This window comes from Stenotrophomonas sp. 85239_Sma (assembly GCF_056481725.1).
The window spans coordinates 3,094,914-3,107,621 of sequence record NZ_CM151163.1; the positions used below are offsets into that span (position 1 = coordinate 3,094,914).

A 12,708-nucleotide genomic window follows, 5' to 3' on the forward strand; every position below is an offset into this window, starting at 1 on the left:
GATCCTGAGTCCCCGTTCCGCCCGCAGCACGCCGTTCCCATGCAGCCACGCAACAACGACATCCTCACCCCCAGCCAGCTCAACACCCTGGCCCGCGACCTGCTGGAAGGCAGCTTCCCGGCGATCTGGGTCGAGGCCGAGCTGGGCAGCGTGGCGCGCCCAGCCTCCGGACACCTCTACTTCACCCTGAAGGATGCGCGCGCGCAGCTGCGTGCGGCCATGTTCCGGATGAAGGCGCAATACCTGAAGTTCGTCCCGCGCGAAGGCATGCGCGTACTGGTGCGCGGCAAGGTGACCCTGTACGACGCCCGTGGCGAGTACCAGATGGTGCTGGACCACATGGAGGAAGCCGGCGAAGGCGCACTGCGCCGCGCCTTCGAGGAACTGAAGGCACGGCTGGAAGCCGAAGGCCTGTTCGACCCGGCGCGCAAGCGGCCACTGCCGGTGCACGTGCAGCGCCTGGCGGTGATCACCTCGCCCACCGGCGCTGCCGTGCGCGACGTGCTGAGCGTGCTCGGCCGCCGCTTCCCGCTGCTGGAAGTGGACCTGCTGCCGACCCTGGTGCAGGGCAGCAGCGCCGCCGCACAGATCACCCGCCTGCTGCAGGCAGCCGATGCCAGTGGCCGCTACGACGTGATCCTGCTGACCCGCGGTGGCGGTTCGCTGGAAGACCTGTGGGCGTTCAACGATGAAGCGCTGGCCCGCGCCATCGCGGCCAGCCGCACCCCGGTGGTTTCGGCGGTCGGCCACGAAACCGACTTCAGCCTGAGCGACTTCGCCGCCGACCTGCGCGCGCCAACGCCATCGGTGGCAGCCGAACTGCTGGTACCCGACCAGCGCGAACTGGCGCTGCGCGTGCGCCGCACGGCCGCGCGCATGGTGCAGCTGCAACGGCATGCGATGCAGCAGGCCATGCAGCGCGCCGACCGCGCCCTGCTGCGCCTGAACGCACAGAGCCCGCAGGCGCGGCTGGACCTGCTGCGCCGCCGTCAGCTGGACCTGGGCCGGCGCCTGCATGCCGCATTAAACCAGCAGCAGGAGCGCCGTTCAGCGCGCCTGCGTCATGCGGCGGCGGTGCTGCGCGGGCACCATCCGCAGCGCCAGCTCGACACGATGCAGCGCCGTCTGGCCGCCCTGCGCGGGCGGCCGCAGGCGGCCATGCAGCGACTGCTGGAGCGCGATGCACTACGCCTGCGCGGGCTGGCGCGTTCGCTGGAAGCGGTCAGCCCGCTGGCGACCGTGGCCCGCGGCTACAGCATCCTCACCCGCAGTGACGACGGCACCCTGGTGCGGAAGATCGATCAGGTACAACCCGGTGACGCACTGCAGGCCCGCGTTGGCGACGGCGTGATTGACGTGCGGGTCAAGTAGAGGGGGGGTCGGCAGGGCTGCGCCCTGCACCTGCTGAGTCTTCAAGCCAAGCCAAGGCAACGTCAACGTCAACGTCAACGTCAACGTCAACGTCAAAAGCGTGCATTCCGTGGGATGGTGGGGCGGTGTCGGAGTGCGGGGACGCTGCAAGTACGTCCCTGTAAGCTTGGCAGCCGCTTGCTCGTGTGCGCAGTCCTGCGCACACGGCAAGACCGGGGTTGGGCGTCCTGCCCAACCCGCCCGAGGCATGCCTCGGGCCCATGCGGCTGACACCCCGCACTCCGACACCGCCCCACCTCTGACAGATTCCGGAGGCTGTTGGTAGGTGTCGACCTTGGTCGACACGGCAGATCCACGCCATGCGTGGATGAATCTCTGTCAGATATCGAATCAATTCGGGGTCAGATCCGTTTTCCTACGGAAAACGGATCTGACCCCGCGCAATTCCGACAGATCGCGAGAATCTGTCGAAGGCGGGGTGGGTCCGGTTGCGGGAGTGTCCGCGGCATGGATGCCGCGGCCAAGCCCCCATGGGTGAGGGCGCTTTGCTTGCGAAGCACTGCTTCGCGAGCGCCCGAACGCACAGCCGCCAGCGGCTGGGCCGGACCGCGGAGCGGGGTTTACGGCGTCTCCCGCAACCGGACCCACCCCGCCATCCCGCGGAATGCATGCTGTTGCTGTTGCTGTTGCTGTTGCTGTTGCTCTGGCTTCGGCGGGTGCAGGGCCGCAAGCCCTGCCGAACACCCCCTACTTTGCCTGCTCGCAGAATTTCTGCCGGTATTCGAGCGCCTTCGGCATCAGCGCCTGCAGGTTCTGGATACGGGTACCCGGGTTCGGGTGGGTAGAGGCGAACTCCGGCGGCGACTGGCCGCCGCTGACCTGGCCCATGCGCTGCCACAGGGGCACCGCCTCGCGTGGATCGAAGCACGCCGCAGCAGCCAGCATCAGGCCCACTTCGTCGGCCTGCGTCTCGTGGCTACGCGCATACGGCAGCAGGTAACCGTAGCCCATCGCCGACATCATCATCTGTTGCTGCTGCGCATCCATGCCGCTGGCGGCGCCGGCCACCTGCCCGATCTGGGTCAGCTTCTGCTGGGCCATGCGCTGTGCACCATGGCGCAGCAGCGCATGGGCGATCTCATGGCCCATCACCACCGCCATCGCATCGCGGGTGCGCGCCACCGGCACCAGTCCGGTGTAGACCGCCATCTTGCCGCCCGGCAGGCAGAACGCATTGGCCTGGTCGGACGGGATCACATTCACTTCCCACTGGAAATCCCGGGCGAAATGCGCGGGCTGCACGCCGTGCTCCTGCGCCAGCGCGGTCTCCACCACGTCGACCTTGGCGATCAGGCGCTGCGCGATGTCGCGCACATCGCGCGCGATCGGCGCATTCGGATCCATCGGCCGTTCCTGCGACAGGATCTGCTGGTAGGCCTGCAACCCCAACGCGGTCTCCTGGCGCGCATCCAGGCTGCTGTCGATCATCACCTTCTCGCCGGTGTAAGGGTCGACCGTACGATTGGAGAACCAGTAGAACACCGCATAGCCGGCCGCCAACAGCAGCACCCACCAACGGATGTTGCCGAACAGGCCGCGCCGTTGCGGGCGTTGCGGCGAGCGGGAGAAGGGATCGTTGCGCATCGGGCGGTCTTCCGGCAGGCCCCGCCGGCTGGCGGGCACGGCGCAATCTTAGTGCGCCGATGCGTGCAGCGGGTGAAGCCGGGGCCGCTCAGATGCCACGCACCAGGCGGAAGCCGATGCGCGCGTTGGTGGTGTCCGAATCCTGGGATTGCCGCCATGCCGCACGTGTCTGCTCGGGCGCGTTCGCCCAGTTGCCACCCCGGATCACCCGTGACCGGCAGCCCGGATTGAACCAGGCCACACCGTCGGACGGCGCACGCCGGTAGCTGGCATGCCAGCAGTCGGCCACCCATTCACTGAGATTGCCGGCCATGTCATGCAGGCCGAAGGCATTGGCCTGGAAACTGGCCACCGGCGCCGGTCCCCACCAGCCATCGCCATAGCCGATGAAAGCGTTGTGCCAGTGCCGTCCCGAGGGGGAAACATCCTTGCTGCCGGTGAAATTGCCGGTGCCGGGCGGCGGCGTGCCGGCGTCGCCCCACGAATAGCGGCCACTGCTGCCGGCGCGCAGCGCATACTCAAACTCGGCCTCGCTGGGTAGCCGGTAGCTGCGTCCTGTCTGCTCGGACAACCACGCTGCGTAATTCTCAGCATCACGCACGCTGACATGCATCACCGGCGAATTGCCCAGTGCGCGCGACCCGTCGTAATCGGAGCGCCAGTCCACCCCGCTGCGGCGGATGAAATTACCACTGCGCTCGTCATAGACCACCGAGTGGCCACGCCGCGTTGCTCGCGGCCGCGCATTGGTCGACTTCACATAGCGCTCGAAATCGCCGACGGTGACCTCGGTGATCGCCATCGCAAAGCCGCGGTCGAAGCGCACGTAATGCGAGGGCCGCTCGGCATCGGTGGCACCAGGCTCGGCATCACCCGCACCCATCTGGAAGCCGCCATGGGGTACGACCACCATCTGCGGGCCGCGCCCGCCATCACGCATGGCGTCGCTGAAGACCTGCCCAGGACGGAAACTGCCGTAGTGGGTGGCCAGGTCGATGCGTTCACGCAACTGGGCCACCACCGCATCGCCGGGCAAGGCGATGCGCAGGGCCTCGCCCAGCTTTTCGCGCGCCGGCTTCAGGCCCTGCGGCGTCGCCAGGTCACGCAAGCCATCGTCGCGCAGCTGCAGCAGTGCGGCCGCGCGGATCTGTTCGATGCGTTCGAAGGCATCGGCAATGGTTGGTGACGAATCGCGCACCTTGCTGGCCTCGGCCAGCCAGGTGCCGGCGCTGGCAAAATCGCGCACGCGCGCTGCGTCCTCGGCACGCCGGATCAGGCCGCTCTCGGCCGCAGCCAGGCCCTGCCGCGCCCGGCTGTTATGTTCATCCAGGGCCAGCGCCTCACGGAAGTTGCCGATCGCACCGTCACCGTCCTCGCCGATCCGCCCCGAACGCAGGTCTTCCTCGCCAGCGCGGTTGTAGGCCACCACACGCTGGGCAAGCTCCACCCGGCCCTGCAGCGCACGCACCGTCTCATCCTTCGGCGCCAGGGTCAGCAGTACCAGCGCCTGGCGGCTGGCCTCGGCCAATGCCTCACGCTGCTGCAAGGGCCGGGCCAGCAGGGCATCGGCCTGCTGCTGCAGGCGCTGGCGTGCACGCTGCAGGCCATTGCGGGCCTGGCGGTCATCCGGGTCTTCCTCCTGCACCGCCAGCCACAGCGGAACCGCCGCGTCGGCGTCCTCGTACAGGCGCCCTTCGCTGAATGCCTTCTCGGCCGCGCGGCGCAGCTGGGCCAGGCTGCGCCCCTGCCGATCGACCCGCGGTGGCGTCCACCGCTGCACATCTTCGGCGGCATCTTCACCGGCAATGGTCACGCTGCCCTGCCCCGCCTCCGGCATCGCGGCCGCCGGCGAACCTTCCTGCGGCCGCGCGTCTTCGCCCGCGGCCGGTCCCGGCTCCGGCGCCGCCGAGGGCGACGGCGTGCAGCCAGCCAGGGCCACGGCCAGGGCGGTGCACAGCACGGACGACAGCGGAAAACGCAAGCAGGATCTCCTTCGGCACGGATGCGGACCGACGTTAGGCTATTCTCCCCTGCCTGAGCAAACCCGAGTAGTAGGCCCCGACCCGTGGCAACCTGGATCACCACCCCCGCTGAGCTGGATGCATACTTCCAGCAGCGCCCGGCCCGCATCGGCCTGGACACCGAATTCATCCGTGAACGCACCTTCTGGCCGCAGCTGGCACTGGTGCAGATGGCCATCGGCCAGGACATCCTGCTGATCGACCCACTGATCCCGGGCATGACCGAGGCACTGGCGCCGTGGCTGGCCGATGAATCGATCATCAAGGTGATGCACAGCGCCAGCGAAGATCTGGTCGCCTTCAAGTGGGCCTGCGGGGTGCTGCCACGACCGCTGTTCGACACCCAGATCGGCGCCTCGCTGGCCGGCATCGGCGGTGGCATGGGCTACCAGAAGCTGGTGGCGGAAATCACCGGCGTCGCCCTGGTGAAGGGTGAGACCCGATCGGACTGGATGCGCCGACCGCTGTCAGAGTCGCAGCTGCAGTACGCCGCCGACGACGTCGAGCATCTGTTCGCGCTGCATGACGCCATCGATGCCAAGCTGCAGGCGCTGGGCCGCCAGCAGTGGCTGCACGAAGATGGCGAGCGCCTGCTGGCCAGCGTCGCCAACGACGAGGACCGCTGGCCCCACCTGTCAATGCGCTCGGCACAGTTCCTCGACGCCGCCGCGCAACGTCGCCTGCTGCGCCTGCTGCGCTGGCGCGATACGCAGGCACGCAGCAGCGATCGCCCGCGCAGCTGGATCCTGGACAACGAACTGGCCGCCACGCTGGCACGCACGCCCCCGACCGATGCCACCGCGCTGGGCCAGCTGTTCGAGCAGTTCCCGAAGGCGCCGCGCAAGCTCGCCGGGGCCGTGTGGCAGGCGCTGGACACGCCGCTGGCCGATGAGGCCGAGGCACCGCTGGCGCTGCCCGCCAACGACAGCAACAAGCAAGCGGTGAAGAAGCTGCAGGATGCCGTGGCCGAACGCAGCCGCGAGCTGGGCCTGCCGGATGGCATCCTCGCCTCGCGCAAGCATCTGGAAAGCTACCTGGAGCGCCGCCAGTGGCCGGCCGCACTGGCCGGCTGGCGCCAGCAGGAGCTGGAATCGCGATTGCAGGCCTTGCTGCCGGCAGGCTGATGACGGCGGCGCCGGGGAACCCCGGACGTCACCACGCTTGTTCCAGGCAAGTGAGGCCGTGGACGGCGGTCCGCAGGTGCCATGGTAAGGTCTGGAATAGTGACAAGGAGACGTCGATGCATACCGCGAAGATGGCGGCTACCTGCGTACTGCTGCTGGCACCGTTTGGAATGTCGCGCCCTGCGCAGGCCGCGCCGACCTACAAACAGGAAAAAGAGAACACGGCCAAGCTGGTGGACATCATCGATGGCGCTACCCGCGACGGTCTGGTCGCTGTGCTGGTGCCAGCCCCATATGTCGTGCACACGGGTGGGCCAGGGGTAGGGTCTCCGATTCCCGGCCTGCATCTTGGCCGACGCTCGACCGACCTGCCCGGCTTCTCGATGCGGGTGTCATTCCAGCACAAGGACATCCCTTCCCAGGGCTATGTTCAGCTTTTCAATACCAATGAGCTGGAGAGCGGCCCGCAGCGAACGGTGCTGATGGACGTCTTCGACGTCCATTTGATTCCTCCTGGCACCTACCTGCTAAACGGTGCGGAAAACTACCGTCTGAACACTCGCGTATCCAGACTGAAGCCACTGGGGACACGGGACGAGGTGTCGAAGGACATCGGCGTCACACGCCTGGCCGACGTCGATTACCGCTTCTATTCCTGGAAGAAGGTGTGGGTACCGCCATACACCGCCATCGACCAGAACTCCCAGCAGGTATGCACTTCGGTGCACGTCGCCTCTGGCAACTGCATGTCCTGGAGCACGCAGACCTACGAAACCGCGCGTGTCCTGGAGGGCTACTGGGACGACAAGATCGTCCCCGAGGACATTCCCGCCGTACGCATCCAGGCGGTCATCGCCAAGGCTCACGCGCCGCTGGCCTTCACTGCCCGTGAAGGGCAGATCCTGCTCAGCCCCTTCATCGTTGCCGCCGACGGCGATGTCGACTTCAACGCGAATGACTGCGCACCGGTCGACAATCTTACCGGCTGCGCCCTGCGCCGCTTCAGGGTGCATTACCAGCCGGCACCGCTGGACGCGGCGCGCAAGCACATCGCGATCACGTCACGGGGTCTGAATGCCAAACAGCGCAAGGTACTGGAGCGGATGGAGGCGATGCAGCTGCAGGTGCTTGGCCCCAGCGCACCGTCCGATGCGGTGCTCGGCCAGGGCGTCAGCGCCACCCCATAAATCAGAATCCTGTATCGTCGGCAACGAAATACGGCGCTCGATGAGCGCCGTTTTCGCCCTATGGTCCGGCAACGTCTTACCAGTTCATGTTCAGCGAGACACCCACAGTACGCGGCTCGTTGTAAACCGCGGCCATGTAGTTCTCGATCACACCCTTGAGGTTCTTCTCGTTGGTGATGTTGCGCGCGAAGAGCGCAACTTCGTAGGCACCGTAGTTGCCCGAGTAGCCGATCTTCAGGCCGCCCTCGAAGTCACCCTTGGAGTTGAACTCCTTGCTGTCGTACAGCACGAAGCTGGTGTAACCCTGCTTGTTCCAGTCGGTGGAGACGAACATGGTGCCGGCGTCGCTGACCGGGAAGTCGTAGCGGGCGGCCAGGTTGACGTTGTACTTCGGCGCGTTCGGCAGCGGGTTGCCGTCGATCTGGGCGAAGGTGTTGGCACCGACCTTGATGGTCGGGTCATTCACGGTGCACACCACCTGGCCGTTGAGGCCGCAGACCTGCGCGTAGACGCGCTTGTCCTTGATCTCGCTGTGCAGCAGGCTGACGCCGGCGCTCAGGGTCAGGTTCGGGACCGGGCGCAGTTCCATGTCCGCTTCGAAACCGTAGGCCTTGGCCTTGTCGGCGTTGAACAGCACGCCATTGCCGTCCGAATCGTTGCCGTTGAGCTGGATGTCGTTGACGGTGTAGGTGAACGCGGTGGCGTTCAGGCGCAGGCGGTTGTCCCACAGGCTGCTCTTCACGCCCGCTTCCCAGGACAGGATGGTCTCGGAATCGGCGGTGGTGAAGTCGGCATTGAACACCGCCGAACGGCCCTGGATGGTCGGGCCGCGGAAGCCGCGTGCGACCTTGGCGTAGACGCTCACCTCCGGCGTGATCTGATACATCGCGCTCAGATCCCAGCTCGGGGTGGTGTCGGACATCTTGACGTCGGTGCGGCCCTTGTAGGTGACCACGCCAGCGGCAGTGTCAGCCGTCTTCAGCAGGCGGGTGTGCTTCTCGTCCTTGGTCTGGCGCAGGCCGGCAGTGACGGTGAACTTGTCGGTGAAGGCGTAGCTGATCTGGCCGAAACCGGCCCACGAGGTGTTCTTGTTGCGCAGGCGCACCCAGTTGTTCGGGTTGCGGGCCGCACCCTGCAGGAACCATGCGCGCTGGTAGAAGTCGGTGGTGTCGCTGCCGTTGAAGTAGAACGCACCGGCCTGCCACTGCAGGGCGCTGTCGTCATGGCTGGCCAGGCGGAATTCCTGGGTCCACTGGTCCAGATCACGGATGCGGCCCATCGACTGGCCGTAGCCATTCGGCACGCCGTTGACCGGGAAGTTCACCGCAGCGCCGCCGTCTGTGTCGCCACGGCTGTAGCCGGAGGTGGTCTCGTAGGCGGTGATCGAGGTGAAGTCGATCGCACCGAAGTCGTAGCGTGCCTTCACCGAGCCACCGTAGGTCTTGTAGGCCTGCGGGTTGTTGTCGGCTTCGTCGTAGGCGACCTGGTCGCGCGGCACGTCGGTCTTGTTCGAGCCCTTGGTCAGCGCACCGCGCAGGAACAGGGTCGAGGTGCCTTCGTAGTCACGGGCGTGGGCCGAGGCCAGGATCGAGAACTGGTCGCTCGGGGTCAGCAGCAACTGCGCGCGCACGTTGCGGTCATCGAAGCCGCCCATGGCGTTCTTCTTCGGGCTGACCGTGCCGTCGGCGCTCGGCCCCTTGTAGGTGTTGTCGACGTAGTCGTCGCGGTGCTGGTACAGCGCCGACACGCGGAACGAAGCGATATCGTTGATCGGGCCACCGAAGCCACCGTCGATCGACACACTGTTGTAGGTCGCGTAGCTGGCGCTGACGCGGCCGGTGTAGTCCTGGGTCGGCTTCAGGGTGTCGAACTTGATGATGCCGGCGGTGGTGTTGCGGCCGAACAGCGAGCCCTGCGGGCCGCGCAGCACTTCCACCTGGTCCACGTCATAGACCGGGTTGGACTTCAGCACCACATGTTCCAGCACCACGTCGTCCTGGATGATCGACACCGGCTGCGACGCACCCAGGTAGAAGTCGATGTTGCCCAGGCCGCGGATGTAGAAGCGCGGGAAGATGCGGCCAGTGGTGGTTTCCGCGTACAGGCTCGGCACGCGGCCGGACAGCGCCAGCAGGGTGTCGTCGCCGCCGGCGGTGAAGTCGCGCATGCGCTCGCCCTGCACCACGCCCACCGAGACCGGCACTTCCTGCAGGTTCTGCTCGCGGTGCTCGGCGGTCACGGTGATCGTGTCCAGCCCGGTCGGGGTCGGCGCGCTGTCCTGCGCGGCGGCACCGAAGCTGGCAGCCAGGGCCAGGCCGGCACAGGCCAGGGCCAGCGGGTGGCGGCGGAAGGAAACAAAGGAAGACGACATACCCGACAGGCGGCGGGAATCGGAATGGGAGGGCATGGAATGCTCTGAGGAGGCGTCCGTGCGGCCTGCGCGAGCCGGGCGGTAAATAGGAGGAAAACTGCGCAAGCCGCCATTATCCCCCAAATTGTTACGATTTCGTTGCGTGGCGCCCCCGCCCGGTGAAACAAGCGGTTTCGGCACAGTTGTGCACTTGCGCGCGACGTCTTCCGGCACGAACGCCTGGATCGGCTTGGCAAGGAGCAGCTGCTTGGCTACACTGAACCCCTGCCGTGGGGCCATAGCTCAGCTGGGAGAGCGCGTCGTTCGCAATGACGAGGTCAGGAGTTCGATCCTCCTTGGCTCCACCACTATTCAGAAGAATCCGTAGATCTCCGCGATCTGCGGGTTTTTTCTTTGCAGCACCCACGACTCAAGCGGGATCCTCGTCACCCTCCTTGCGCTGCGGGCTGCGCGAATGCGCATCACGCACCTGTTGATCGCGCTGGCCCGGCCGCTGCTTGGCCACGTCGTCCTGCTTCCTGTCCTGGCGGCTTTCCTGGATGCCCTGCTTCGGGTCCTGATCCTTATCTCGCTCGTTCATTGAAATTTCCCTCGCTGGCGGCAGGCCAACGCTGGGCTCCACGCTAGAGGCTGGCGGGTAATCCACAGGTCAGTCCCGCGGCAACAATGTGTGTACAAACCGGCTTGCTGCGGCGGTCCACACCCGCCCAGAATCCGATGCGACACGAATTCCGGGTGCATCCATGCCCTCTCCAGCCCAGCGCGCGGCGCACGCCGTGCCGATGAACTTCAATCCGACCGACGGCAGCATCCAGCTCGGCAATCTGCCAAGCGTGATCTGCCCCACCCTCTCGCTGGATGAGGCGCGCATCGCCTTCGCCACGCTGATGCATGGCGAGCACGATGTCGGCACCGGCTACGTCTGGCTCAGCCTGCATCGGCTCAGCTTGGGCGGCGCGCCCGCTGGCATCAGCCTGTGCTTCCACGGGCAACAGCTCGACATGGTGGCGATGGGCGTCGACCTGCCGGGTGCAGCGCTGGAAGACGGATGGCCGACCCAAGCCGCGATCGATGCCGAAGTCGCCTTCATGCGCCGCACGCTGGGTGCGGCGCTGGGTCGCAAGCTGAGCGGCGGCGACGCCCGGTTCGACTGGGGCGAAGCCTGGGCCCGTTTCGATCCGAAGGGCTTCATGGCCAGCAGCGGCATCCGCTACTCGCCACGCCGCTGACCGCGCTCAGGTCCGCGTGATCGACACCCCGCCTTCAACACGCATCGCGCTGCCGGTAACGAAACTGCTTTCATCGCCGGCCAGGAACAACGCCGCATTGGCAATCTCTTCCGGCTCGGCGAGGCGCTTGAGCGCGTGCAGCGAGCGCACGAAGTCACGCGCATCCCCGCTGGGCGCGGCCTGCCGGCCCATCTCGGTATCGGTGCCCCCGGGCAACAGCACGTTGCTGCGCACGCCGCGCGCCCCGTACTCGGCAGCGATCACCTGGCTCAGGCCGATCAGCCCGGCCTTGCTCGACGCATAGGCCGCCATGCCCGGGAAGCCCACGGTATAGCCGACGAAGGTGCCGACGAACACCAGCGAGCCACCGCCGCGTGCCAGCAATGCCGGCAACTGGGCGCGTGCGGCATGGAAGGCGGCATCCAGATTGGTGGCCATCACCTCGCGCCAGGCCTCCACCGGGAACTCCGCTGCCGGTACACCAGGACCGAGCATGCCGGCATTGTTGAGGGCAATATCCAGGCCGCCGAAGGACTGCTGGGCCAGATCGACCAGCGCCTGCGCCGTGCTCGGGTCGGCCACGTCGGCGGCATGCACCACGGCTTCGCCACCGGCGGCGCGGATCTGCTCGGCCAGTGCCTGCAGCGGTTGCAGTCGCCGCGCGTTGAGCACCAGTTTCGCCCCTTCGGCGGCGAACCGCAGCGCGCTGGCGCGGCCAATGCCAGCGCTGGCACCGGTGATGAGGGCGATCTTGTTGTTCAGGCGCATGAGGGTGGTACCGGTTGTGGAGTGGCCGCCACGATGCCGCGCCTTCGGCCCGTCAACACTCCGTTTCCGGGCCTCACGGATGAGTGCAGGAAACGGAGTTTTCGCAGCACCGGCACGTGCCAGAATCCGCCCATGGACAGCACCGTCACCACCGCCCTCGATGCCCGTGTCGAACGGGTCTGCCGCCATCTGCAGGCCAGCCTCGACGAGCCCTCGTTGCGGGAACTGGCCGACATCGCCGGCTGCAGCCCGACGCGCCTGCATCGCCTGTTCAAGCAGGCCACCGGGCTGACCCCCAAGCAGTACGCCGCCGCGCTTCGCGCCGACCGCCTGCGCACCGGCCTGGAACACCAGGAGCGCATCACCGATGCCTTCCACGATGCCGGCTTCGGTTCGAGCGGGCGCTTCTACGAGAACGCGCCACGGCTGCTGGGCATGACGCCGAAGCAGTGGCGCGCCGGCGGCCGCGGCGAGGTCATCCACTTCGCCATCGCCGAATGCTCGTTGGGCAGCGTGCTGGTGGCCAGCAGCGGTACCGGCGTGGTCGCCATCCTGCTCGGCGATGATCCCGAGACGCTGCTGCAGTCACTGCAGCAACGCTTCCGCCAGGCCGTACTGGTCGGCGCCGACAGCGGCTATGAACAACTGGTAGCCCAGGTCGTGGGCCTGGTCGAGGATCCCACGCGGGGCACCACGTTGCCGCTGGACATCCGCGGCACCGCGTTCCAGCAGCGGGTATGGCAGGCGCTGCAGCAGATCCCGCGCGGGCAGACTGCCTCCTATGCAGATATCGCCGCGCGTATCGGCGCGCCGCGATCGAGCCGCGCGGTCGCACGCGCATGCGCAAGCAACCCGCTGGCGGTGGCAGTGCCCTGCCACCGCGTGGTGCGCCGCGACGGCGACCTGTCCGGTTACGCCTGGGGCGTGGCGCGCAAGCGCGAACTGTTGCGCCGGGAAAAGGCCTCGACTGCCTGAAGTGGGTGCCGACCTTGG

At 67.1% G+C, this 12,708-nt stretch carries 10 protein-coding genes and 1 tRNA gene; 6 read left to right on the forward strand and 5 right to left on the reverse strand.

The window, feature by feature from the left end; all coding sequences use genetic code 11:
- Positions 1-39 precede the first annotated feature (39 nt).
- Positions 40-1,371 carry an exodeoxyribonuclease VII large subunit gene (gene xseA / locus ACYKG1_RS14515; RefSeq protein ID WP_478470801.1) on the forward strand — a complete coding sequence of 444 codons (1,332 nt, stop codon included), beginning with the start codon at positions 40-42 and terminating at the stop codon, positions 1,369-1,371.
- Between the two features lie 747 nt (positions 1,372-2,118).
- On the opposite strand, the gene ACYKG1_RS14520 is transcribed toward xseA, so the two are convergent.
- Entirely contained in the window at positions 2,119-3,015 is an 897-nt protein-coding gene (locus ACYKG1_RS14520; protein ID WP_478470802.1) for a M48 family metallopeptidase, read from the reverse strand.
- An 88-nt stretch (positions 3,016-3,103) separates the two neighbouring features.
- The gene (locus ACYKG1_RS14525; protein ID WP_262228123.1) at positions 3,104-4,996 is read right to left on the reverse strand and encodes a formylglycine-generating enzyme family protein; all 1,893 of its coding nucleotides are present in this window, start codon (positions 4,994-4,996) and stop codon (positions 3,104-3,106) included.
- A gap of 84 nt (positions 4,997-5,080) precedes the next feature.
- Here ACYKG1_RS14525 and rnd point away from each other — a divergent pair, with 84 nt between their 5' ends.
- Positions 5,081-6,160 (forward strand): ribonuclease D, encoded by a 1,080-nt coding sequence (rnd, locus tag ACYKG1_RS14530; protein WP_478470803.1) that lies wholly within the window; start codon positions 5,081-5,083, stop codon positions 6,158-6,160.
- Positions 6,161-6,276: 116 nt separating this feature from the next.
- A complete protein-coding gene (locus ACYKG1_RS14535; RefSeq protein WP_478470804.1) occupies positions 6,277-7,347 on the forward strand; it encodes a hypothetical protein in 1,071 nt (356 codons plus the stop codon).
- A gap of 76 nt (positions 7,348-7,423) precedes the next feature.
- On the opposite strand, the gene ACYKG1_RS14540 is transcribed toward ACYKG1_RS14535, so the two are convergent.
- Positions 7,424-9,754 (reverse strand): TonB-dependent receptor, encoded by a 2,331-nt coding sequence (locus ACYKG1_RS14540; protein WP_478470805.1) that lies wholly within the window; start codon positions 9,752-9,754, stop codon positions 7,424-7,426.
- A gap of 235 nt (positions 9,755-9,989) precedes the next feature.
- Between ACYKG1_RS14540 and ACYKG1_RS14545 the strand changes: the two genes are divergently transcribed.
- Positions 9,990-10,065 (forward strand) — tRNA-Ala (locus ACYKG1_RS14545).
- A gap of 62 nt (positions 10,066-10,127) precedes the next feature.
- Here ACYKG1_RS14545 and ACYKG1_RS14550 read toward each other — a convergent pair.
- Positions 10,128-10,298 (reverse strand): hypothetical protein, encoded by a 171-nt coding sequence (locus ACYKG1_RS14550; protein WP_262082760.1) that lies wholly within the window; start codon positions 10,296-10,298, stop codon positions 10,128-10,130.
- 163 nt (positions 10,299-10,461) lie between these two features.
- On the opposite strand from ACYKG1_RS14550, the gene ACYKG1_RS14555 reads away from it, so the two are divergent.
- A complete protein-coding gene (locus tag ACYKG1_RS14555) occupies positions 10,462-10,947 on the forward strand; it encodes a hypothetical protein (protein ID WP_478470806.1) in 486 nt (161 codons plus the stop codon).
- Between the two features lie 6 nt (positions 10,948-10,953).
- Here the strand turns inward: ACYKG1_RS14555 and ACYKG1_RS14560 are convergent, their stop codons facing one another.
- Positions 10,954-11,715: an SDR family oxidoreductase gene (locus ACYKG1_RS14560; RefSeq protein ID WP_478470807.1), complete on the reverse strand. Its 762-nt coding sequence runs from the start codon at positions 11,713-11,715 to the stop codon at positions 10,954-10,956.
- A 132-nt stretch (positions 11,716-11,847) separates the two neighbouring features.
- Here ACYKG1_RS14560 and ACYKG1_RS14565 point away from each other — a divergent pair, with 132 nt between their 5' ends.
- Positions 11,848-12,690, forward strand: a complete 843-nt coding sequence (locus ACYKG1_RS14565) for a bifunctional transcriptional activator/DNA repair enzyme AdaA (RefSeq protein ID WP_478470808.1) — start codon at positions 11,848-11,850, stop codon at positions 12,688-12,690.
- Positions 12,691-12,708: the final 18 nt, after the last annotated feature.